The organism is Variovorax sp. GW821-FHT10B04 (assembly GCF_059415645.1).
The window spans coordinates 112,212-134,487 of sequence record NZ_JBWKNQ010000004.1; the positions used below are offsets into that span (position 1 = coordinate 112,212).

The window sequence follows — 22,276 nt, forward strand, 5'->3', positions numbered from 1 at the left end:
GTCCGCTGTTCAGCCCTGCGAAGACGACCAGACCTCGCGCGTGAGCAACGATGCCGACGCGGCCGTGTCGGCGAACTGCACCAGGTCGTCACGCGCGAGCTGGAATGCCGGTTGGCGGGCGCCCTCGCGCATCGCGTCGATCGAGTCGAACCACAGCAGGGCGGCGCCGTCGAACCGGGGCTGGCCTTGCGCGTACTCGCTGTCTTTCGCGGGCAGCTGGGTGTAGCGGCGCAGCATCGGCAGGGCCGCCGCCAACGGGCCATGCGTGTCGCGCCAGTAGGCTGCGAACGGTGCACGGTCCATGTCCGCGCGGCGCTTCAGCAGTTCGACATGCTTGACGCCTCCCCGCACGGCATCGCCAGGCAGCACGGGGACCACCCGTGCCAGCAACGTCAGCGCATCGACGCCGGGATTCCGCCAGCGCCATGCCTGGGCCGCGGCGAGGTCCTCGAACTGGTATTCGTCCATCGCGTCGAAGATCGGGTCCCCATGGCGGTAGCCACGGTCGTCGGCCTGCGAATGCGCGCGGCCGGTGCAGCCGGCCGGCGGCGCCAGCGTGCGGGCGTGCCGCAGGGCCTGATCGCGGAAAAGCGCCAGCGGAACGTCCGTGGCGCGTCGGGTGAAGGTGATCACACAGCAGGACATGGCGGCGCGTCCGGCTACAGCATCCAGCCGCCATCGACCACGAGGTCCTGGCCGGTGATGTTGCGCGACCGTTCACCGGCCAGGAAGCAGACGGCATCGGCGACATCCGCCGCGGTCGACAGCCGCTTCATGGCCGTCGCGTTCTCGAGTTCGGCGCGCACGTCGGCCGCGGCGATACCGCGCAGCGCGGCGGCGCGCGCCATGCCCGCGGCCGAACGCGGCCCTTCGACATAGCCCGGGCAGACCGCGTTCACGTTGATGTTGTAGGGCCCCAGTTCGAGCGCCATCACGCGCACCAGGCCTTCCACGGCCCACTTGGACGCGCAGCCGCCCGCATGCCGGGGATTGCCCTTGAGGCCGTAGACGCCACTGATCGCGACGACCTTGCCCCGGCGCTTCTCCTTCATGAACGGCAACACCTCGCGGATGGGCAGCAACGTGCCGTTCACGTTGCCCTGCATCACGAGATCGAACTCGTGGATGTCCAGCGCATCGACCGCCTTGTTGTAGTGATCGCGAAAGCCCGCGGCCGTGACGATCGTGTCGACCCGTCCACCGAACGCGTCGCGCACGGCCGCCGAGATGCGCGCCACTTCTGCGGGAACGGTGACGTCCGCGGCCACGCCGAGCACGCGCCGACCGAGCGCGCGGATCTGCGCGGCGGTGTCGTCCAGCGCGGCGCGGTCGCGACCGACCAGGATGAGGTCCGAACCCTCGCGCGCGAGCGCCAGCGAGATCTCGCGGCCGATGCCCTTGGCACCACCGGTCACGACCGCGACCGGCACATCGCCGACGCCGATTCCGGTGCCGCTCATGGCGCGCCGCCTTCGTGCGCGCCAGCGTGCAACGGCTTCGCCTGGCCGGCGATGAAGTGATAGATCCGCGAGAGATCCTCCCCGCCATGGCCCTGCGCCACGGCGGCGTCCCAGATCGCGCGAACGGCATCGGCCGCGCCGTGTTCCACGCCCAGCGCTTCGGCCTGCTCGCTGGCCAGCACCACGTCCTTGTGGAGGATGCTCAGCTTGGCGCCGGTATTGAAGGTCCTCGACAGGATCTGCGCCTTGAAGGTCTCTTCGGTTGCACGGCTGCGGCCGGTGCTGGCATTGATCACGTCGATGGCCATCGCCTCGTCGATGCCCGCGCGCTGGGCCATCAGCACCATCTCGATGGCCAGCGACAGATTGGCGGCATTGAGCATGTTGTTGGCCAGCTTCAGCACCTGCGCCTGCCCGGGCGTCTCGCCCACATGGAACAGCCGATCGGACAGGCCCCGCAATGCCGCCTCGGCCTGCTCGAAGGCCGCGCGCGGCGCGGCGACGAAGCAGGTCAGCCGCCCGGCGCGCTCGCCGGTCGGGCCGCCGCTGACGGGCGCATCGAGCAATGCGATGCCCCGCGCAGCCAGCCCCGACGCGATCCGCGCCATGGCCGCCGAGCCGATGGTCGACATCTCCACGTAGTGGCGGACCGCGGTGCCCTCGATGACGCCGCCTTCGCCGAGCGCCACGCGCTCGCTGATCGCGGGCGACGGCAGGCAGGCCAGGACGATCTCGGCTTGCGAGCCGACGTCCCTGGCCGATGCGGCCTGCCGAGCTCCCTGCGCGACGAGGTCCGCCACGGCGGCCGGATTGGTGTCGTGCACGGTGAGCGCAAAGCCCGCGCGCAACAGGCGCAACGCTATCGGCCGACCCATGTCGCCGATGCCGATCATGCCGAGCCGCGTGCTCATGCGGCCGCCGATTCGAGTGAGGACAGATCGACGTTCTCTTCCTTGAGGATGCGCCGTGCGATCACGAAGCAGTCGCGCGCAATCGGAATGCCGCAGTACATGCCGATGTGCAGCAGCACTTCGCGCAGTTCGATCAACGGCACGCCGGTGTGCTTCAGCGCAATGCGGAAGTGCATCTCGAACTCCTCCATCCGGCCCTGCCCGGCGAGCATGCCGATGGTCAGCAGGCTCAGTTGCTGGTGCTTCAGGATGCCGCGCTGCCAGGTGCGGCCCCACAGCTGGTTGGTGCAGTAGCGCTGCCATTCCTCGTCGAAGGCATTCTTGACGGCCAGCATGTCGTCGACATAGCGGTCGCCGACGATCTTGCGGCGCGTGGCCTCGCCTTCGGCCCAGAACTCGCTGGTGGATGTGGTCGGTGCATTCAGGTCCATGGTCTTTCCTTTGTCTTCCATTGTTTTGACGGGTCCGTCGTCCTGGCAGTTCAGTGCGAGACCGCGAAGTCCGGCCGTGCCATGAAGCGTTCCAGGTGGTGGTCGGCGTCGCCCAGGCAGAGATCGATCGCGGTCGCCCGCTTGAAGAGATGCGCAACGCGCATCTCGTCGCTCACGCCCAGTCCGCCATGCAGCTGCACCGCCTGCTGGCCGACGAAGCGGAGCGCTTCGCCGACGCGGATCTTGGCGGCCGACACGCAGCGGCGGCGCTGCGACGCGTCGTCCGCATCGCAGCTGACGGCCGCCAGGATCGCCATCGAGCGGGCCTGCTCGAGATGGATGAATATCTCGGCCATCCGATGCTGGAGCGCCTGGAACTTGCCGATCGCCACGCCGAATTGCTGGCGTGTCCGCAGGTGCTGCAGCGTGTCTTCGCCGAGCACTTCCAGCACGCCCACGGCTTCGGCGCACAGCAGCGCGATGCCTGCGTCGCAGGCGGCGTCGAGCAGTTGCCAACCCTGCCCGGCCTCACCGAGCAGGGCCTGCGCGGGCACGACGACACCGTCGAGCTCGACCTGCGCGGCGCGCTGGCCATCGAAGGTCCGGTAGCTCCGGCGCGCCAGTCCGGGTGTCGTCGCCGGCACCACGAAGAGCGAAATGCCCTGCTCATCCCGCGGGAGTCCGGCGGTACGGGCAGAAACGATCAGCGTGTCCGCCTCGGCGCCATGCAGCACCACGGCCTTGCTGCCATCCAGGCGCCACCCTCCGTCGCACGGCTGTGCCCGGCAGGCGACGTGGCGAAGGTCGTGGCGCGACGGCCCTTCGCCGAGCGCACAAGCCAGCCGCCCATGGCCCGCGGCCACGCGTTCCAACAGGTCGGCATGCCCGTCACCGAGACGCAGGAACGCGCACCCGAGCAAGGTGGCGAAGAGCGGCTCGACGAGCAGGGCGCGCCCCATCTCCTGCATGGCGACCATCAGATCGACACCCGTGCCGCCGAGCCCGCCCCGGTCCTGTGGCACCGCCAGCGCAACGATGCCGAGATCGGCCAGGGCGGCCCAATCCGCGGCGTCGGTACCGGCATCGCCCTGCGCGACTTTCTGGCGGTGCTCGAAGGTGTAGGCGCGCTCGACCCATTTGCGCAGTGCATGCGCGAATTGCTGCTGCTCGTCGGAGAGTTCGAAGTCCATCGGTGTCTGTCTCGCTTCTCTAGAGTCCCAGAACCTGCTGGGCAATGATGTTTTTCTGGATCTCGGTCGAGCCGCCATAGATCGTGGTCGAGCGGCACTGGAAGTAGGCCGATGCAAGCCCGGCCGCTTCACCGTCGCTGCCGGCGAAGTGTGTGCTGTGCCCTTCGAGATAGTCCGGATCGAACGGCAGTGCCGCCGGCCCCGCGACCTTCATCGTCAATTCGGTCAGGCGCTGCTGGACTTCGGTGCCGGTGATCTTGAGCATCGACGCCAGGGGCCCGGGCGCGCCCGACGACTGCGAAGCCACGCGCAGCACGGTGAGTTCGAGCGCCATCAATTCGACTTCGAGACGTGCGACTTCCGCCGCGAACAGCGGGCTGTCGATCAGGAATCCATCGCGATGCGGTTGCCGGCCCGCCAGGCTCTTCAGATAGCCGAGTTCGCGCCTGGAGCGGCCGACACCCGCAATGCTGGTGCGCTCGTGGCCGAGCAGGTATTTGGCGTAGGTCCAGCCCCGGCCTTCTTCTCCGACGAGGTTGCCGACCGGCACCTCCACGTCCTCGAAGAAGACGTCGTTCACATCGGCTTCGCCATGCAGCAGGACGATGGGCCGCACGCTGATGCCCGGCGTCCGCATGTCGACCAGCAGGAAGGAGATGCCCTCCTGCTTTCGGCCGTCGCTGTGGTGGCGGACCAGGCAGAACATCATGTCGGCATGCTGGGCCAGCGTCGTCCAGGTCTTCTGCCCGTTGAGGACGTAGTCGTCGCCGCGGCGCTGCGCGCGCAACCGCAGCGATGCCAGGTCCGAGCCGGCACCGGGCTCCGAATAACCCTGGCACCACCAGTCGTCGCAGGACAGGATGCGCGGCAGGTAGCGCGCCTTCTGTTCCGTCGTGCCATAGGCCATGATGACCGGGCCGACCATGCTGACGCCGAACGGCTGGATGCCGGGGCTGCCGGCGCGGCTGCTCTCTTCGTCCCAGATGTGCTGCTGCACCGGCGACCAGCCCGTGCCGCCATATTCCACCGGCCAGCTGGTACCGGCCCAACCGTGTTCGTTCACGATGCGATGCCAGCGCACATGGTCTTCCCGGCCCAGCCGCTTGTGATGGACCACCTTGTCGCGGATGTCGGCCGGCAATGCCGATTCCAGGAACTCGCGCACCTCACTGCGAAACGCCTGATGCTCAGGCGTGTCGTTCAACTTCATGGATGTCCCCTTCTGCAGATCGGCTTGCAAAGCAACATTGATGCCTTGCCGACGAGAGACGACGCGACGCGCCCGCTTCTCCTGAAGGCAACGCAATGCCGCCTCTTCTGCCGTGCCAATGTGTCCGCAGCGCAGACATTCGACACGCAGGTCGCCCCCGTCGAAGACACTCGCCATTGCCCAAGGACACCCCTGTGAGAGTCATGCGGACACCGCACGTGCATGGCATCGAATTTGCGTTGTGAGCATCGAGAGCACCGATAGCTCCATCGACAAATTACAGGAGACAACAACCTTGAGCAATGAGTCCGATACCCCATCCGCCGCACTCGGCTTCGACCCGGCCGGCGAAGCCGTGAGGCGTCACCTGCTGGGTGACGAGACCTTCGATCGCGCAGTCGCCGCCATGACGCCGTTCGATCGCGAGTACCAGCTCTTCGTGACCAACCAGATCTTCGGCCGCACCTGGGCGCGCGGCATCCTCAGCGAGCAGCAACTCAGCCTGATCAATCTCGGCATGCTCGCCGGCAGGGCCCGCATGGAAGAGTTCGAGCTGCATTTCCGGATTGCGCTGAAGGTCACCAAGGTGCCGCTGATCCAGTTGCGCGAGGTGCTGCTGCACATCGGCATGTACTGCGGCATTCCGATCGCACGCGATTGCTTCGTCATTGCGCGCCGGGTTCTCAAGGAGGAAGACGTCGACCTGTCCGTGCTCGACGAACCCGGCGAGAGCGGCAAGTGAACGCGACCATCGACGAGAAGATGTTCCGGCTCGATGGCAGGATCGCGGTCATCACCGGTGCGGCCGGCGGCATCTGCAGCGCGATCGCGCGGGCCTATGCCAACGTGGGCGCGCGCGTGGCGTGCCTCGACCACGATGCCGCGGCCGCGCAGGCACTGGCCGCCACGATCCGCGAGGCCGGTGGCGATGCCATCGGGCTGGCCTGCGACGTGAGCGACGAGCGCTCGACGCTCGACGCGGCAGCACGGGTGCGCGAGCAACTCGGGCGTCCGGCGATTCTGGTCAACGGTGCCGCCGTGCTGGACCACTCGGGAACCATTCTCGAGATCGATCCGCAGGAGTGGCAGCGCGTGCTGAGCGTCAACCTCACCGGCGCTTACCTGATGTCGCGCGCCGTGTTGCCGGCCATGATCGAAGCGGGCGGTGGCTCCGTCATCCACATCGCATCGATGCATGGTTCGGTCGGCCGTGCCAGCCGCGTGTCGTACACGACGGCCAAGGCGGCGCTGATCATGCTCGCGAAGAACATGGCCATCGACCATGCCGACCAGGGTGTCCGCGTCAACACGCTGTCGCCCGGTGCGGTGGCGACACGGCGGATCACCTTCCGTTATGGCGACGACGCCGAGGCCAAGCTCAAGGAAGTCGCGCAGAAGTACCTGATGAAGCGCTTCGCCCATCCCGACGAGATGACAGGTGCCGCGCTGTTCCTGGCAAGCGACGCCTCGTCGTACATGACGGGTGCCGACCTGCTGGTCGACGGTGGCTATTGCGCCGCATAGGCGCATTGCATCGACCTTCACCCGCAGACGGCTCGACGGTGTCGACATGGCGCCCCGCCAGGCCGCTGCATTCTTCTGATGATTGGAGACAACAATGTTCACTCGAAAGATGCGCGGATGCATCCGGTTCGCGGCTGCTGCCTGCCTCGCCCTGATCGGCCTCGATGCGGCCGCCCAGGCCTATCCCTCGCGCCCCATCGTGCTGGTCTCGCCCTATCTCGCCGGCGGTTCGGCCGATGCGGTGGCCCGCGCGATCGCCGAGTCCGCGGCAAAGGATCTCGGGCAACCCATCGTCGTCGAGTCCAAGCCCGGCGCGGAAGGACTGATCGGTGCCACGGACGTCCAGAACGCCCGCCCCGATGGCTACCGCGTGCTGTGGGGTGGCGCCGGCTCGTTGATGATTCCGCCGGCACTGCGCAAGAACCCGCCCTTCGATCCGGTGGTCGCTTTCACGCCGGTCGCGGCGTCGGTCGACTTCTCGTTCTTTCTCTACGTCCATCCCAGCTTTCCCGCGAAGACGACGAAGGAATTCATTGCCTATGTGAAGGCCAATCCGGGCAAGGTCAGTTATGCGACCGGCAACAACCAGGGCCTTCTGACCATGGCCGACATGGAGAAGAAATACGGCCTGGAAATGGTCCGGGTTCAATACAAGGGAGAAGTCGGCGCCGCCGCGGATCTGCTGACGAACCGGGTGCAGGCGATCTGGGCGACGACGTCGATCCTCAACTTCGCGAAGGAAGGAAAGCTGCGGGTCCTGTCGACCACGCTGACCAAGCGCAGCGAGCTCCTCCCCGACGTTCCCACGCTGCGCGAGGAAGGCATTGCCGGTGGCGAATTCGGAGGCGGATGGCTCGGCATCTTCGGCCCGGCCGGATTGCCGAAGCCCATCGTTCAGCGGCTCAACACCGCATTCGTGAAGGCGTTCAACAGTCCCGACGTGCAGGGCAAGCTGCGCGACAACGGACTCGTCTACACGCCCTACAACACGCCCGAGGAACTTGCGCAGTACGTGAAGGCGCAGCGGGACATCTATCGCAAGACGGCGACGGAACTCAATCTCGTCCAGGACTGATGCGCAGACCCACAGCAGGAGACTCACCATGATTCGAAATGCGAGCCTGCGCGCCATCGGCCGTGTTGCCGGCCTGTGTGTTGCGCTGTCCATCGTGCCTGCGTTCGCGCAGACGTTCCCCACCCGGCCCGTGACGCTGGTGTCCCCCTTCCTGGCCGGCAATACGTCGGACACCATTGCACGCGCCATTGCCGAAGTCGCCAGCAAGGAGCTGGGCCAGCCGATCATCGTGGAGCCCAAGCCGGGCGCCGAGGCGCTGATCGGCATCATGGACGTCAACAAGGCACCCGCCGACGGCTACCGCGTGCTCTGGGCCGGTGGCGGCTCATTGATGGGCATTCCGGCGATGCGCAAGAACCCGCCGTTCGATCCGGTGACCGGCTTCACGCCGATCGCGGGATCGGTGGACTTCTCGTTCTTCCTCTACGTGAACCCGAGCTTCCCCGCCAGGACGATGAAGGAGTTCATCGCCTACGTCAAAGCCAATCCGGGCAAGGTGGACTACGCGACCGGCAACCTGCAGGGCCGGATGATCATGTCCGACGTCGCCCGCAAGCACGGGCTGAACATGACCCAGGTCCAGTACAAGGGCGAGCTGGGCGCGGCGGCCGACCTGCTGACCAACCGGGTCCAGGCGATGTTCGCGACGAGTTCGGTGATGAACTTCGTCAAGGAGGGCAAGCTGCGCGTGCTGGCGACCACGCTGCCGGCCCGCAGTCCGCTGCTGCCGGACGTGCCGTCGATGCGCGAAGAAGGCGTGGCGGGCGGCGAATTCGGCGGCGGCTGGCTCGGGATCTTCGGGCCGGCGGGCTTGCCCAAGCCGGTCACCGCGCGGCTGAACAAGGCTTTCGTCGCCGCGTTCAACGACCCGACCGTGCAGACCCGGATGCGCGACGCGGGCCTGGTCTACACGCCGGTGACCACGCCGGAAGCGCTGGCCAGGTTCGTCAAGGATGAACGCGAGACCTATCGCCGCACGGCGATCGACCTGGACATGGTGCAGGACTGAAAAGCCGGGAGCCGGACTTCGGTGTCCGGCTCTCCTCAGAATTGCCCGACCAGATCGGCGGGCAGCTGTTCCAGCGTGGCATTGCCCGACATGCCCATCACGCCGGCGACGTCTTCGGCCAGGATGTCGATGACCCGGCGCACACCGGCCTCGCCCGCGGCCGCCAGCCCATACAGCGTGGGCCGCCCGACGAAGACGAAGCGCGCACCGAGCGCGATGGCCGACACGACGTCGCCACCGGTGCGAACACCGCTGTCCAGCATCACGGTCATGCGGTCGCCGACGGCCTCGACCACGGCGGGCAGCGCCTGCAGCGAGGTGATCGCCTCGTCGAGCTGCCGTCCGCCGTGGTTCGAGACGATCACGCCGTCGAGCCCGCAATCCGCCGCGCGGCGCGCATCGTCAGGATGCAGCACTCCCTTCATCACGAGATTGCGCGGCCAGCGGCGACGGAAGTCGGCGATGTCCTCCCAGGACTGCACGGCGGGCGTCTGCCGATGGAACAGATCGATGGCCTTGCGGCGATCGTTCTGCGCATAGGCCTCCCAGTTGCGGAAGCTGGGCGGGCCGCCATGGCGCAGATAGTCGACCAGCCAGGCCGGATGGCACAGGCCGTCGAGCACGATGCTGGGCCGCAGCCGCGGGTTGTAGCTGAAACCGTTGCGGGCATTGCGCTCGCGCCGGCGCCGCACGGGCGTGTCGATGGTGAGGACCAGCGTCTCGACGCCCGCGGCATTGCAGCGATCGATCATGTCGTTGACGATGCCGCGGTCGCTGGCCGCGTAGAGCTGAAACCACACGTTGTCCGGCGCGATCTTCGCCGCGTCCTCGATCAGCAGGTCGGCCGCGCCGGACAGCATGATCGGTATGTTGGCCGCCTTCGCGGCCTGCACCAGCATCGTGTCGCCGCGCGCGCGCAGCAGGCCGGCGCCGCCCGTAGGCGAGATGCCGAAGGGCCGCGCATACCGGCGGCCGAACAGCGGCAGGGACTGGTCGCATGTGGTGACGTCCGACAGATAACGCGGCATCAGCGTCAATCGCCTGAAGGCTTCCTCGTTGCGCGCAATGCCGCGCTCCGTACCCAATCCGCCTTCGACGTAGTCGAACACGATGCGAGGCAGGCGGCGCCGCGCCAGGCGCTTCATGTCCTCGACCGACAAGGCATTCTTGTAATTCATTCGGGCTTATCTCCTGTCCTGGCGATGACTGCGCGAGCCAGGGCACGCGGCTGCGGTGCGCTGCCGCTCAACGGCCGAGGATGTGCTGGTAGCGCTGCTGGAACTTCGGCCAGGCCGCCGGATTGACGAGCCGGGTCGGCCGCTCTCCCCGGAACAGGCCCAGCCACTGCTCGGCCGCACCTTGCGCCATGGCGCGCATGGCCTCGTCCGTGATGCCGGCGATGTGCGGGCTGACGACGACGTTGCCGAGGGTCAGCAAGGGATGGCTGGCGGGCGGCGGCTCGGTGACGAACACGTCCAGCCCGGCACCCGCGAGCTGGCCGGCGGTCAGGGCCTCGTACAACGCGGTCTCGTCGTGCACGCCACCGCGCGCCGTGTTGATGAAGTAGGCGCTGCGCTTCATCGCCGCGAACTGCGCCGCACCGAACATGCCGAGAGTCTCCGGCGTGCGCGGGCAATGGAGCGTCACGTAGTCGGACTGCGCGAGCAGCTCGTTCAGGTCCACGCCGCGGGCGCCGCGCTCCTCGATCTGCTTCGCCGTCAACAGCGGGTCGCAGGCCAGCACCCGCATGTCGAACGCCCGCGCGCAGATGCGCGCCATGCGGGTGCCGATCTCGCCCAGGCCGACGATGCCCACGGTCTTTCCGTAGAGGTCGTTGCCCAGGTGGTTGAATCTCTCGAGCTTGCCGCCGTGGCGAAGCGCGTGGTTGGTCTGCACGATCTTCTTCGACAGCGACAGCATCATGCCCAGCGCGTGCTCGGCCACCGCTTCCTTGTTCAGGCCGGTCTGGTTGAGGACCAGGATGCCGGCCGCGGTGCAGGCGTCGACATCGACCACGTCGAAGCCGGCGCCGATGGTGCTGATCGCCAGCAGCTGCGGGCAGCGCGCGATCAATGCCGCGTCGCCGAACCAGGGGTCGCTCAGCTCGGAACGGCCGCCGATCTGGTAGCCATGCGCATCGGCCATCCGCGCCTGGTTGTTCTTCACGTCGCCGCCGTATTCCAGGCGCACCACCTCCACGGCGTCGTCCCGTGCCAGGACGTCGAGCGCCACCGGGTCGGCCCAGCGTTCGAAATAGACCAGTCTGGTTTTCGCCATGGCCGTCATTCCGCGAGGTACGTGCGAAACCAGTCCAGCGCGGCCTGCGTCGCCTGGGGACGGGTCTGGTCGTAGACCGAATAATGGCCGCCGTCGATCATCACCAGCTTCTTCGGCTCGGCGGCCCGGCTGAAGCCCTCTTCCTGCTCCTGCGTCGGCGACCGCGAGTCCCGGGTCACGCCGATCATCAGGAAAGGCGTCGGCGCAATGCGGGCGATGTAGTCGATCGGCTCGTAGCCCATCCGCAGCTCCTTGCTGCGCAGGGTCAGGTCGCCACGGTAGCGCGTGCCGGTGCCGGTGGCGATCAACCAGTCGCCGGTCTCCGTGCCGGCGGCCGATGGCGCGGCGCGCAACGGCGCCGCACCGCGGTAGCGCGCCACCCGATCGGCCGCGAAGCTCTCGATCATCCTGGCGATCTGCGGCGCCGACATGCCCAGCACGCTGGTCTGCGAACCGCTCAAGGTCGGCACCTGCGCGACGACGCAGCGGACGCGGCGATCGGTGGCGGCCGCCACGATGACATGGCCGCCCGAATAGCTCGTGCCCCACAGTGCCAGGCGGCTGGCGTCGATGCCTTCGAGCGTCGAGCCGTAGGTGACGGCGTCCTTCATGTCGCTGACCTGCTGCCACGGATCGAGCTCGCCGCGTGGCTCGCCTTCGCTCGCGCCCAGGTTGCGGTGGTCGTACACCAGGCATGCGAAGCCGGCGTCCGCAAAGGACTCGGCGAACGGCGCCAGGCCCATCTCCTTGACGCAGCCGGTGCCATGGCTCATCACGATGAGCGGCACGGGCCCGGTCGCATGCCGTGGCCGGTACAGCCAGCCGGCGAGGCGCAGGCCGTCGCCCACGGCAAAGCTGACATCAGTTCTTGTATTCACCTTGTCTCCATCTCCATGGTTGAAACGCAGTCCGGGCGGACTTGCGGAAATCAGGACGATCGCAGGGGGCTGCTGCTGCCGACGTCCCAGGTAAAGACATCGCGGGTCCGCTCCACCGGCGTCAGTGCCGACTGCCAGGCTGGCGCCAGGGTCTGCGCCAGCCTGTCGAGCGACCAGCCCTCGCGCTCGTGAAGCACGCGGATCGGCCTCGGCTGCGAATACAGATAGACCTCGTTGCCGCGCACGCCGATGACCTGGCCATTGATCTGCCGCGACGCGTCGCTGGCGAGGTAGGCCACCAGCGGCGCCACCGCGGCCGCACCTTCGATCTCGCGCTGCTTCCGCACGATCGGATCGTCTTCGGACCGGCCCGTCGCGCCGATGGTCATGCGGCTGAACGCCAGGGGCGCCACGCAGTTGGAGCGCACACCATGTGCCTGCATCTCGAGCGACAGTGAACGCGACAACGCGGCCACGCCGTTCTTCGACACCGCGTAGTTGGCCTGGTTGACGGCACCGATCAACGCAGCCGAGGACGTCATGTGGACGAAGGCACCCGAACGCTGGCGCACGAAGTGCGGCGCCGCCGCGCGGCTCAGGTAGAAGGCACCGTTCAGGTTGACCTTCAGCACCAGATCCCAGCTGGCCTCGTCCATCTCGCAGAAGGGCTTGCCGCGCATGATGCCGGCGTTGTTCACCACGGCATCGATGCGGCCGAAGCCCTGCAGCGCAGCGTCCACCAGCTGGTCGCCGCTGTCCGGCCGCGACACGTCGACCTGGCTGGCGATCGCCTGGCCGCCCTGCCGGCGGATTTCGTCGACCACGGCCTGGGCCACGGCGCCATCGTGGCCTTCGCCCTGCAGCGATGTGCCGACGTCGTTGACCACCAACCGGGCACCTTCCCTGGCCATCAGCAGGGCGCACTCGCGGCCGATGCCGCGGCCCGCGCCCGTCACGATGACCACGCGGCCGGCAAGAGAGGATTCGTTCATTCGGGACTCCGCGATCAAGGTGTTCAGGAAGCGTTCGGGGCCTGGCGCGGGCCGCCGTACATCTCGGTGCCGCTCGCGGCGACCCAGCCGGCGTCGACCGGCAGGTTGATGCCGGTGATGGCCGACGCACGGGCCGACGCCAGGAACTCCACGGCTTCGGCCACTTCTTCCGGCGCCACGCAACGGGCGAGCGCCGCATGCCGCGCCGGATCTCCCGCAGCCCGCGTGCCGCCACCGGCGGCCCAGCGCTTGAGGATCCGTTCGACCAGCGTGACACCCGGCGACACGGCATTGACGCGCACGCCCGCGTGCCCCCATTCGCAGGCCAGGCTGGTCGTCAGGTTGATGACCGCCGCCTTGCTCGACGCATAGGCCAGCACGGGCGCTGCCTGCATGCCGGTGGCCGACGCGATGTTGACGATGCTGCCGCCGCCGCGCCGCACCATCGACACGCCGAACGCCGTGTTGCAGTGGAAGGTACCGCTCAGGTTGACGTTGACGATGTGGTTCCAGACCTCGGCCGAGATGTCCTCCGGTGCCAGCACGGGCTGGAACGCGCCGGACGACACCACCAGCGCACGGGCGCCGCCCAGCTCGGCATCGACATGGGCCGCGAGCGCCTTGATCTGCGCCACGTCGGTCACGTCCACCGCACGGGCATGGCCGTCTATTTCGGCGGCCAGCAGGTCGGCCGCCGCACTGTCGCGGTCGGCCACCACCACGCGCCATCCGCGCGCCGCCATCAGGCGGCAGGTGGCGGCGCCGATGCCGTTGGCACCGCCGATGACGACGGCGACTTGTTGTTCAGGATTCATGGCCATGCTCGATCTCAGTCCAGGGGGATGTTGGCGTTCTTGACGATGGTTTCCCACTGGACGATGTCGCGGTTGATCCGCTCGGTCAGTCCTGCGGGGGTGCTGCCGAGCACATCGAAACCGAGCTCGCCCAGCATGCTGCGCACCGCCGGAACCTGCAGCGCCGCGAGCACTGCGGCGTTCCACCTGGCGACCAGCGGCGCCGGCGTGTTCTTGGGCAGGAAGAAGGCCTGCCACAGGACACCGTCGACACCGTGCACGCCGGCCTCGTCGAGCGTGGGCACGTCGGGCAGCATCGCGTTGCGGGTATTGCCGGTCACGGCAAGAATCTTCAGCCGCCCGGTCTCCATCAACGGCCGGGCACTGGTCACGGTGTCCATGGCGACCTGCACCTCGCCCGCCACCAGCCCGACCAGCACCGGCCCGTTGCCCTTGTAGGGCACATGGTTCATCTCGATGCCGGCCGATCGATCGAACAGCTCCGTCAGCAGATGCAGCGGCGAGGCCACGCCGGCCGTGCCGTAGAACAGCTTCTTCGGATTCGCCTTGGCATAGGCGATCAGTTCGGCGACGCTGTTGACCGGCAGGTCCGCATTGACGGCCAGCACATAGGGGCCGGTCGAGATCAGGCTGACGGGCGCAAGGTCGTGGCGCACGTCGTAGCCCGCGATCTTCTTCATGGTCACCGGGTGCAGGGACACGCCGTTCGGGGCGAAGAGAGCGGTATAGCCATCGGGCTTTGCGCGGCTCACATAGGCCGCGCCCATGGTGCCTGCGGCGCCGGCCCGGTTCTCGACGATCACCGGCTGCCCGAAGCTCTTGCTCATGTGCTGGGCCATCAGGCGCGCCACCGGATCACTCGAACCGCCAGGCGGATACGACACCACGATCGTCAGCGGGTGCGAAGGAAAGCTGTCCTTCGCATGCACCACCGGACCGATGAGAAGGCCGGCCAGGCAACCGGCCAGATTCGCAGCGCCGAGCAGCCAGCGCTTGGCATTCTTCAAGCTCATTTTTTGTCTCCTTCAGGTTGTGCTGCACAACGCTTTGATGGTGGCACGGATTGGTTTTTTCCGAGCTTGCAACGTGCGCACAACACCTTCTTGGAAACCGCAAATCAGTCCTTGCCGTCGGGCTGCGCGACCTTCATGCGCTCGACCAGGAAGTCGACGAACACACGCACCTTCTTCGGCACGTAACGCGTCTGCCGGAACACCGCATAGATGCCGTTGTTGAAGGAGCGGTTGGTTGCGCGGTACGACGGCAGCACATGCCGAAGACGGCCTTCGCGCAGGTCCGCGTAGATGGCCCAGTCCGTGAGCAGCGCGACGCCCAGGCCGCTCAGTGCCACGCGGCGCAGCACCTCGGCGTTGTTGCTGTGGAACGAGCCCGCGATGTCGAGCACCTGGTCCGCCACGTCGGCCTTCGCGAGCCGCCACGACGTGAGCTCCGCGTCCCGCTTGTAGGTCAGGCAGTTGTGCTGCAGCAGGTCTTCGGGAGAAAGGATCGGCGGATGGGTGTCCAGGTAGTCCGGGCTGGCGACCAGCACGCGCTCGCTCGGCGCGAGCTTGCGCACCAGGAACGACGAGTCCTCCAGCTCGCCCAGGCGGATGTCGATGTCGAAATCCTTGTCCATCAGATTCACGGAGTCCTCGGACAGCTGCAGTTCCACGGTGACCTTGGGATGCCGCTCGCAGAACTCCTTGATGCCCGGGGCGATCAGCTGGATGCCCACCGACGTGCGCGAATGAATGCGCAGGGCGCCTTGCGCCTCGTCCTGCATCTGCCGCGCGAAGTTGTGCACGTCCTGGAATTCCTCCACCACCGGCTTGATGCGCTGGTAATAGGTTTCCCCGGCATCGGTCAGCACGATCTTGCGGCTGGTCCGGTTGAACAGCTGGATACCGAGATTGGCTTCCAGCGCGGCGATGTGCCGCGACACGGAGGCCGGGGACAGGTTCAGGGTCCTGCCAGCGGCGGACAGGCTGCCGTCCTGGACCACCTTCAGGAAAAGACGAATGGAATTGAGCATTCTGTGAAGCTTCGAGGGTTGCGTCGGGCCTTCATCCGGACCCGGGCGGAGCCCGCGGATGAGTTCCCACAGCATGCCGACTTGGCTTCACCGCGTCGATATGGTGAACCAGGGGGTCAGGGGTCCGGTGCTGCCGCGGCGCCGGCCGGGCCGAACAGCGGAACGGCCGTCTCGCTGAAGGCCGTGGGTCCGAAGCGCAGCTGCACGGGCATGCCCACGCGGACGTCTTCGTGCGCACAGTCGACGATCTGCGTCAGCATGGTCGGCCCCTCTTCGAGGGTCACGTAGGCGATCGTGTAGACCGGACTGGCCTGCCACATGGTGCTCGCGCTGTAGACGCTGCCGTGGCCGCTCGCGTCGAGCCATTCCAGGTCCGTGGCGCCGCAGAACGGGCAGAAGGGACGCGGATACCAATGAAACCTCCCGCATGCGGTGCAGCGGGGCAGTTGCAGGCGATGGCCGGGTGGCGATGCGTCATGGTCTTCACTCATTGCCGCTCCAGGATCAATGTGGCCGCCCCATGCCGGGTGCCGAGCGATCCGCCGGTGCCGTGCACCAGCGCCAGGTCGCAATTGCGCACCTGCAATTCGGGGTGCGCCTGTCCGCGCAATTGCCGGACCGCTTCGATCACCTTCGTCATGCCACCGCGGTTGCCTGGATGGTTGTTGCACAGCCCGCCGCCGTCGGTATTGACCGGCAGCCGCCCGACCCCGGCGATCAGTCCGCCGTCGGCGACGAACGCGCCGCCCTGGCCTTTGGCACAGAAGCCGAGATCCTCCAGCTGCATCAGCACCGTGATCGTGAAGCTGTCGTAGATCGATGCGTACTTGATGTCCGATGGCTGCAGACCCGCCTGCGCAAATGCGGCAGGGCCGGACATGGCACCGGCCGAGTAGAGCAAGTCGACGTCGCCACCCATCTGCCCCTTGACCGCCTCGCCGGCGCCGCGCACCGCCACGACCGGCTGCCGGAGCTGCGCGGCGATCTCCGGGCGCACCACCAGCAGCGCGCCGCCGCCATCGCTGACCACGCAGCAGTCCATCCGATGCAGCGGGCTGGCGACGACCGGCGAGTTCAGCACGTCGTCCACCGTGAGCAGCTTGCGCAGCATCGCGTTCGGGTTGTGCCGGGCATGGTGCGAGGCCGCGACCTTGACCCAGGCGAGTTGCTCGGACGTCGTGCCGTAGACATGCATGTGGCGCATGGCGCACATCGCATACAGGTTCACCGTGGCCGGGCCATAGGGCATCTCCCACGGCACATCGGGCTGGTCGGGCTGCACCGCCCGCGGCTTCAGCCCCGACGAGCCGGCACTGCGCGGCCGTCCGGCCAGCGTGATGAGCGCGATGTTGCACCGGCCCTGCGCAATCGCATCGGCCGCGTGCGCGACATGCGAGATGTAGGACGCACCGCCGATGTCGGTCGAGTCCACATGCCTGACGTTCAGGTTGAGGTAGTCGACCATCGACAGCGGCCCGAGGCCGGGCGCGTCGCCGGCGCAGAAATAGGCGTCGACGTCGCTCTTGTGCAGCCCGGCATCGGCCAGCGCACCCAGTGCGCATTCGGCGTGCAACTGGGCCAGGGACTTGTCCGGTGCGAGGCGCGTCGGATGTTCGTAGATGCCGGCGATGCAGGCTGGAGGTCGGGAACGCATGCGGTGATTCGCTCGATGGCTGGGCGCGGCCATCAGCCGGCCGGCTGAAAGCACTGCACCGTGTTGCCCGCAGGATCGGTCAGCGTGGCCACGCGGCCGTGCGTTCCCATGTCGCGGGTCGACACCAGGGCGCCGCCGAGCGACTGGAATTTCGCGCATGCGGCCTCGAGGTCGTCGACCTCGAACACCAGCACGGCGCCATGGTCGACTGCGGCCTCGCGGGGCCCCGCGATCGCGAAGTTGTGCCCGTTCACGTCGAACTGGATCCAGTGGCCGGCGTCCCTGAACCTGGGCTTCAGGTTCAGTGCCGACGCGTAGAAGTCGGCGAGCGCGTCGGCGTCGCGCGCGACCAGCGTGCTGTTCTGGATGCGCCGTGTGGTGATGTTCATTCCTGTGTGCTCCGTCATCTCAGCAACGCCCGGCCGTTCGAGACGACCTGCACGCCGCGCGTGGGCTCGATGGCCCGGAAGGAAACGCCTTGCCCATCGCGCCAGAGATCGACGCGCAGGCTTTCGCCCGGGTAGGTGGGTGCGGCGAAGCGGCCCGACAGGCCGCGCAGGCGCGCCGGGTCCATGTCGCAGCAGCCCTGAAGGAGCGCGCGTGCGCACAGGCCGAAGGACAGCAGCCCGTGCGAGATCGGGCGTGGAAAGCCGGCCTCGCGGGCGCGCACGGGGTCGGCGTGCAAGGGGTTGTAGTCCCCGTTCAACCGGTACAGCAACGCGGCCTGCGGCGTGGTGGGCAGTTCGATGGACAGGTCCGGCGCGCGCTCGGGCATCGGATGCGGTGGCGCCGAAGCACCCGATGCGGGGGCGGACGGCCCACCGAAGCCACCGTCGCCGCGGCACACCGTGGTGCCGGTGATCGAGGCGATCGGTGCGCCGCCGTCCGCCATCGACAGCGTGCGCTCGGTCAGGATCAGCGCGCCCTTGTCCACGCCCTTGTCGATGACGTCCACGACACGCGTGCGCCCGCGCACCGTGCCGGCGACGGGCAGCTCGCCCAGCCAGTCGATGCGTTGCTCGCCATGCACGATCCGCTTGCGGTCGATGCCCAGGTCGGGATGGGCCGTCCATGGCCCGGGATGACCCAGTACGAGCGCCATGGTGGGAAACGCCCGCAGCCCGGGCTCCAGCACGAACTGGAGTTGCTGCGGATCGACCGGGTCCATGCCCAGCCCGAGGCTCAAGCCATAGAGCATGCTGTCGCGCGCGGTGTAGCTCTGCACGACGTCCTCGAACGGCCAGTCGAGCAGTTGCTGTCTGTCGATTGCCATGTGGCCTCGCTCAGACGGGCTGCCAGGGAAAGACGTCGCGCGTGCGCTCCAGCGGCACGAACGCACTGGCCCAGGCGGGCGCGAGCTGCGTGGACAACGTCTCCACGGTCCATGGTTCGGTGCGCTGGAACACGCGGATGGGCCGCGGCTGGCTGTACAGATAGACCTCGTTGCCCCGCACGCCGAAGATCTGGCCCGTGATGTCCTTTGCGCCGTCGCTCAGAAGGAAGGTCGCGACCGAGGCGATCTGCTCCGGCCGCGTGGTCGCCCGCCGCAGTTCCAGGTAGGCGGCCTGCTCTTCCGGGCTCTTGCCGGGTACCGACTCGATCATGCGGCTGAAGGCGTGCGGCGCGATGCAGTTGGAGCGCACGTTGAAGCGCGCCATGTCCAGCGCCAGCGAGCGCGACAGCCCGACGATGCCGGCCTTCGCCGACGCGTAGTTCGCCTGCCCCAGGCTACCGATCAGGCCCGAGGTCGATGTCATGTGCAGGTAGACGCCGGCGCTGCGGTCGCGGAAGTGCGTCGCGGCGGCACGGCTCACGTGGAAGCTGCCGTACAGGTGGACCTTCAGCACCGCATCGAACTCCTCGGGACTCAGGCGATGGAAGATGTTGTCGCGCAGGATGCCTGCGTTGTTGACCACGAAGTCGATGCGTCCGAAGCTGTCCATGGCCTGCTGCACGATCTGCTGCGCGCCCGGCCATTCGGCCACGCTGTCCCCGCTGCGCACGGCCTCGCCACCGGCTTCGCGGATGGCCGCCACCACCTCCTGTGCCGGGCCGTCGTCGCCGCCGGCACCGTTCAGGCTCGCACCCACGTCGTTCACCACCACCTTGCAACCGTAGCGGCCGAGCATCAGCGCGACCTCCCGGCCGATGCCCCGGCCGGCGCCCGTCACCACGGCCACCTTGCCGGCCAAACCTGTCATCTCGTCCATTTATGTCTCCTGTTTGATCTCTGGTCTGCCTGCCGACGCGTCAATGGGTCGATGGCGGCTCCGCCTGCAGGCGGAGGTACTGGCCGTCGTGGAAGATCAGCGGCGGCTTGCCGTTGCGGTCGTAGCGCACGACCTTGCCGACCAGGATGTAGTGATCGCCCTCGTCGTAGCAGGAGCCCATCTCGCACTCCAGCGTGGTGGCGCCCTGCAGGATCGGCACGCCGCCATGACCCGCCTCGAAGTCGACGCCGGCGAACTTGTCCGCGCTGCTGGTCGCGAACTGCCGGGACAGATGCTCCTGGTCGTGCGAAAGGATGTTGACCGCGAAGTACCGGCTGTTCAGGAACACCGGGACGCTGGACGACTTCTTCGCCAGGCTCCAGAGGATCAGCGGCGGCGTGAGCGAGACCGAGTTGAACGAGTTGCAGGTCACGCCGACCAGCCTGCCGTCGTCGCCGCGTGCCGTCATCACGGTCACGCCCGTGGCGAATCCCGAGAGCGCCTTGCGGAAACCGCCGACATCGAACGCAAAAGCATTGCTCATCGCATTCCCCATCATGGCCCGGTCCTTTCATCGGCATTCGGCCGCACGGCCCAGCGCGGCGGCCGCTTGCCGCGAAACGCATCCATTCCCTCGACCGCATCGGGGCTGCCCAGCGAGCCCGCTGCGACGGCCGTCGCGCGATCGAAGGCCGCAGCGAACGGCTGGTCCGCAATCTCCCGCATCAGTGCCTTGCTGGACCGCAGGGCGGCCGGGCTGCACTTCAGGATGTCCGCCGCCATCGCGGCGACTTCGGCGGACAGTCCGGCTTCGCCGTCGCAGACCTTGCCCAGCAGGCCGATCCGGGCGGCCTCTTCGGTGCCGATGGTGCGGGCGCGCAAGGTCAGGTCGGCCGTGGCGCGCGCGCCGATCAGGCGCACCATCGACATGGCGATCATGCTGGGCGGAATGCCGAGGCGGGCCTCGGGAACGCTGAATCTGGCCTGCCGCTCCGCGATCGCCAGGTCGCACCAGACGACCAGGCCCATGCCGAGGCCCACCGCCAGTCCGGACACCACGGCAACGGTGGGAACCTGGCACTGCCGCAATGTCTCGGCCAGCAGATGGGCGGGGCGGACCTGCGCCATCGCGTCCACCGGCCCGCCGGCCGCGCCGGGGTCGCGCTGCAGGTTCGCCACATCGCGGCCGACGCAGAAGTCGCCTTCCCGTCCGCGCAATGCGATCAACCGGCAATGCGCCTGCGCCGCGTGATGCCGGATACCTTGCACCAGCGTGCCGAGCATGGCGTCATCGAGCGCATTCCGCTTGCCAGGGTTGTGCAGCCAGAAGGTGACCGCACCGTCGCCGGACTGCTCGATCTCGACCTCGCCCATCAGATCACCCGCTGCGCGCGCAGCGCATCCATCTCGCCATCGGACAGCCCGGCCAGTTCACGCAGCACCGCCTCGGTGTGCTCGCCCAGGCGCGGCGGCGGCCGTGTGGCATGGCTGGGTGTGTCGCCCACCTTGAACGGAACGCCCAGCAGCCGGATGTCCTTGCCATCCTGGTCCGTCATGTGCATCACCATCTGGTTGGCCACCGACTGCTCGTGGGTCAGCGCCTCCGCCACGGTGTGCATCGGCGCGACGGGCACGCCGCCCTCGCCCAGCTTGCGCGTCCACTCGGCCGCGGTGTCCTGCAGGAAGGTCGCGGCAAAGATGTCGATGACTTCCTGGCGGCGCTCCAGGCGCTGCGCATTGGTGGCGAGCGTCGGGTCGTCGCGCAGATCGGGCCTGCCGATCGCCTCGCACATGCGGCGCCAGGTGGCATCGTTCAAGGCGCCCGTCACCAGCTCGGTGTCCTTGCACGGAAACGCCTGGTAGGGCACCTGGTTCCAGAGTCCGGAGCCTTCCTTCTGCGGCAGCACACCGGCTTCGAGCCAGGAGACGCCGTGGTAGCTCAACAGGCCCAGCGCGGTCTCCAGCAGCGACACGCGCACATGCGTGCCGAGGCCGGTCTGCGTGCGCCCCATCAATGCGGTGAGCACCGCGCCATACGCGAAGGCGCCCGTCGTCATGTCGACGAAGGACACACCGGAGCGCACCGACTTGCCTTCGCGCTCGCCGGTGAATCCCATGATCCCGGCGAAGGCCTGCAGAAGCGAGTCGTAGCCGGGCCGATTGCGCATCGGTCCCTGCGCGCCGAAGGCCGAGATCCCGCAGACGACGAGGCGTGGAAACCTGGCGCGGAATTTCTCCTCGTCGATGCCCAGCACCTCGGCCACATCGGGCAGGTAGTTGTGGATCAGCACGTCGGCCTTGGCCAGCAGCTTGCCGAGGATCTCTTGCCCCTGAGGCGTCTTGAGGTTCAGCGTGATGCCGCGCTTGCCCCGGTTGACGCTCATGAAATTACAGCTCTGGCCGGACGCGTTGAACGGCGCCCAGCCGCGGTTCTCGTCGCCCGACGGGCCTTCGACCTTGATGACGTCGGCGCCCATGTCGGCCAGCAACTGGCCGCAGAAGGGTGCGGCCAGAACTCGGCTCACGTCGATGACTCGGATTCCTGCCAATGGTGCCTGGCTCATATATTCCTTGTGTGGTGTGCATCGGCCGGCCGCGTGGCGCGGCG

Annotated in this window: 25 protein-coding genes; 4 read left to right on the forward strand and 21 right to left on the reverse strand. The window is 67.8% G+C overall.

The window, feature by feature from the left end:
• Positions 1 to 9: 9 nt before the first annotated feature.
• Genes AC07PZ_RS11780 through AC07PZ_RS11805 form a run of 6 tightly spaced genes read right to left on the reverse strand, consistent with a single transcriptional unit; the run spans position 10 to position 5,202 of the window.
• A complete protein-coding gene (locus tag AC07PZ_RS11780; RefSeq protein ID WP_495295273.1) occupies positions 10 to 645 on the reverse strand; it encodes an EthD family reductase in 636 nt (211 codons plus the stop codon).
• A gap of 14 nt (positions 646 to 659) precedes the next feature.
• Positions 660 to 1,460, reverse strand: coding sequence for an SDR family NAD(P)-dependent oxidoreductase (locus AC07PZ_RS11785; RefSeq protein WP_495295274.1), 801 nt, complete (start codon positions 1,458 to 1,460; stop codon positions 660 to 662).
• Positions 1,457 to 2,371 (reverse strand): NAD(P)-dependent oxidoreductase, encoded by a 915-nt coding sequence (locus tag AC07PZ_RS11790; protein ID WP_495295275.1) that lies wholly within the window; start codon positions 2,369 to 2,371, stop codon positions 1,457 to 1,459. Before AC07PZ_RS11790 ends, AC07PZ_RS11785 begins: the two co-directional genes overlap by 4 nt.
• A complete protein-coding gene (locus AC07PZ_RS11795) occupies positions 2,368 to 2,802 on the reverse strand; it encodes a carboxymuconolactone decarboxylase family protein (RefSeq protein ID WP_495295276.1) in 435 nt (144 codons plus the stop codon). The genes AC07PZ_RS11790 and AC07PZ_RS11795 overlap by 4 nt, the downstream gene beginning before the upstream one ends.
• A gap of 50 nt (positions 2,803 to 2,852) precedes the next feature.
• Positions 2,853 to 3,992, reverse strand: coding sequence for an acyl-CoA dehydrogenase family protein (locus AC07PZ_RS11800; RefSeq protein ID WP_495295277.1), 1,140 nt, complete (start codon positions 3,990 to 3,992; stop codon positions 2,853 to 2,855).
• A gap of 19 nt (positions 3,993 to 4,011) precedes the next feature.
• Complete coding sequence (locus AC07PZ_RS11805) at positions 4,012 to 5,202, reverse strand: acyl-CoA dehydrogenase family protein (RefSeq protein WP_495295278.1); 1,191 nt, start codon at positions 5,200 to 5,202, stop codon at positions 4,012 to 4,014.
• Positions 5,203 to 5,497: 295 nt separating this feature from the next.
• Here AC07PZ_RS11805 and AC07PZ_RS11810 point away from each other — a divergent pair, with 295 nt between their 5' ends.
• From AC07PZ_RS11810 to AC07PZ_RS11825, 4 genes are all read left to right on the forward strand, one after another.
• Positions 5,498 to 5,944 (forward strand): carboxymuconolactone decarboxylase family protein, encoded by a 447-nt coding sequence (locus tag AC07PZ_RS11810; RefSeq protein ID WP_495295279.1) that lies wholly within the window; start codon positions 5,498 to 5,500, stop codon positions 5,942 to 5,944.
• Positions 5,941 to 6,726, forward strand: a complete 786-nt coding sequence (locus tag AC07PZ_RS11815) for an SDR family NAD(P)-dependent oxidoreductase (protein ID WP_495295280.1) — start codon at positions 5,941 to 5,943, stop codon at positions 6,724 to 6,726. Before AC07PZ_RS11810 ends, AC07PZ_RS11815 begins: the two co-directional genes overlap by 4 nt.
• A 94-nt stretch (positions 6,727 to 6,820) precedes the next feature.
• Positions 6,821 to 7,801 carry a Bug family tripartite tricarboxylate transporter substrate binding protein gene (locus AC07PZ_RS11820; RefSeq protein WP_495295281.1) on the forward strand — a complete coding sequence of 327 codons (981 nt, stop codon included), beginning with the start codon at positions 6,821 to 6,823 and terminating at the stop codon, positions 7,799 to 7,801.
• Between the two features lie 28 nt (positions 7,802 to 7,829).
• The gene (locus AC07PZ_RS11825) at positions 7,830 to 8,810 is read left to right on the forward strand and encodes a Bug family tripartite tricarboxylate transporter substrate binding protein (RefSeq protein ID WP_495295282.1); all 981 of its coding nucleotides are present in this window, start codon (positions 7,830 to 7,832) and stop codon (positions 8,808 to 8,810) included.
• 35 nt (positions 8,811 to 8,845) lie between these two features.
• On the opposite strand, the gene AC07PZ_RS11830 is transcribed toward AC07PZ_RS11825, so the two are convergent.
• The 15 genes from AC07PZ_RS11830 to AC07PZ_RS11900 form a co-directional block, all read right to left on the reverse strand.
• The gene (locus AC07PZ_RS11830) at positions 8,846 to 9,988 is read right to left on the reverse strand and encodes an alpha-hydroxy acid oxidase (protein ID WP_495295283.1); all 1,143 of its coding nucleotides are present in this window, start codon (positions 9,986 to 9,988) and stop codon (positions 8,846 to 8,848) included.
• Between the two features lie 67 nt (positions 9,989 to 10,055).
• Complete coding sequence (locus AC07PZ_RS11835; RefSeq protein ID WP_495295284.1) at positions 10,056 to 11,087, reverse strand: hydroxyacid dehydrogenase; 1,032 nt, start codon at positions 11,085 to 11,087, stop codon at positions 10,056 to 10,058.
• 5 nt (positions 11,088 to 11,092) lie between these two features.
• Positions 11,093 to 11,965: an alpha/beta hydrolase gene (locus AC07PZ_RS11840; RefSeq protein ID WP_495295285.1), complete on the reverse strand. Its 873-nt coding sequence runs from the start codon at positions 11,963 to 11,965 to the stop codon at positions 11,093 to 11,095.
• A gap of 50 nt (positions 11,966 to 12,015) precedes the next feature.
• On the reverse strand, positions 12,016 to 12,957 hold the full coding sequence (locus tag AC07PZ_RS11845) for an SDR family NAD(P)-dependent oxidoreductase (RefSeq protein ID WP_495295286.1): 942 nt from the start codon (positions 12,955 to 12,957) through the stop codon (positions 12,016 to 12,018).
• A 23-nt stretch (positions 12,958 to 12,980) separates the two neighbouring features.
• The gene (locus tag AC07PZ_RS11850) at positions 12,981 to 13,772 is read right to left on the reverse strand and encodes an SDR family NAD(P)-dependent oxidoreductase (protein ID WP_495295287.1); all 792 of its coding nucleotides are present in this window, start codon (positions 13,770 to 13,772) and stop codon (positions 12,981 to 12,983) included.
• Between the two features lie 14 nt (positions 13,773 to 13,786).
• On the reverse strand, positions 13,787 to 14,785 hold the full coding sequence (locus AC07PZ_RS11855; RefSeq protein WP_495295288.1) for a Bug family tripartite tricarboxylate transporter substrate binding protein: 999 nt from the start codon (positions 14,783 to 14,785) through the stop codon (positions 13,787 to 13,789).
• A 104-nt stretch (positions 14,786 to 14,889) separates the two neighbouring features.
• Complete coding sequence (locus AC07PZ_RS11860) at positions 14,890 to 15,804, reverse strand: LysR family transcriptional regulator (RefSeq protein ID WP_495295289.1); 915 nt, start codon at positions 15,802 to 15,804, stop codon at positions 14,890 to 14,892.
• Between the two features lie 116 nt (positions 15,805 to 15,920).
• The gene (locus tag AC07PZ_RS11865; RefSeq protein ID WP_495295290.1) at positions 15,921 to 16,295 is read right to left on the reverse strand and encodes a Zn-ribbon domain-containing OB-fold protein; all 375 of its coding nucleotides are present in this window, start codon (positions 16,293 to 16,295) and stop codon (positions 15,921 to 15,923) included.
• Positions 16,292 to 17,458 carry a thiolase family protein gene (locus AC07PZ_RS11870; RefSeq protein WP_495295291.1) on the reverse strand — a complete coding sequence of 389 codons (1,167 nt, stop codon included), beginning with the start codon at positions 17,456 to 17,458 and terminating at the stop codon, positions 16,292 to 16,294. The genes AC07PZ_RS11865 and AC07PZ_RS11870 overlap by 4 nt, the downstream gene beginning before the upstream one ends.
• A gap of 32 nt (positions 17,459 to 17,490) precedes the next feature.
• Positions 17,491 to 17,847 (reverse strand): VOC family protein, encoded by a 357-nt coding sequence (locus AC07PZ_RS11875; RefSeq protein ID WP_495295292.1) that lies wholly within the window; start codon positions 17,845 to 17,847, stop codon positions 17,491 to 17,493.
• 14 nt (positions 17,848 to 17,861) lie between these two features.
• Positions 17,862 to 18,731 carry a MaoC/PaaZ C-terminal domain-containing protein gene (locus tag AC07PZ_RS11880; protein ID WP_495295293.1) on the reverse strand — a complete coding sequence of 290 codons (870 nt, stop codon included), beginning with the start codon at positions 18,729 to 18,731 and terminating at the stop codon, positions 17,862 to 17,864.
• A 10-nt stretch (positions 18,732 to 18,741) separates the two neighbouring features.
• Positions 18,742 to 19,668 (reverse strand): SDR family oxidoreductase, encoded by a 927-nt coding sequence (locus tag AC07PZ_RS11885; RefSeq protein ID WP_495295294.1) that lies wholly within the window; start codon positions 19,666 to 19,668, stop codon positions 18,742 to 18,744.
• A 40-nt stretch (positions 19,669 to 19,708) separates the two neighbouring features.
• A complete protein-coding gene (locus tag AC07PZ_RS11890) occupies positions 19,709 to 20,212 on the reverse strand; it encodes a flavin reductase family protein (RefSeq protein WP_495295295.1) in 504 nt (167 codons plus the stop codon).
• Between the two features lie 11 nt (positions 20,213 to 20,223).
• Complete coding sequence (locus tag AC07PZ_RS11895; RefSeq protein ID WP_495295296.1) at positions 20,224 to 21,042, reverse strand: enoyl-CoA hydratase/isomerase family protein; 819 nt, start codon at positions 21,040 to 21,042, stop codon at positions 20,224 to 20,226.
• Positions 21,042 to 22,232 (reverse strand): CaiB/BaiF CoA transferase family protein, encoded by a 1,191-nt coding sequence (locus AC07PZ_RS11900; RefSeq protein ID WP_495295297.1) that lies wholly within the window; start codon positions 22,230 to 22,232, stop codon positions 21,042 to 21,044. Before AC07PZ_RS11900 ends, AC07PZ_RS11895 begins: the two co-directional genes overlap by 1 nt.
• Positions 22,233 to 22,276: the final 44 nt, after the last annotated feature.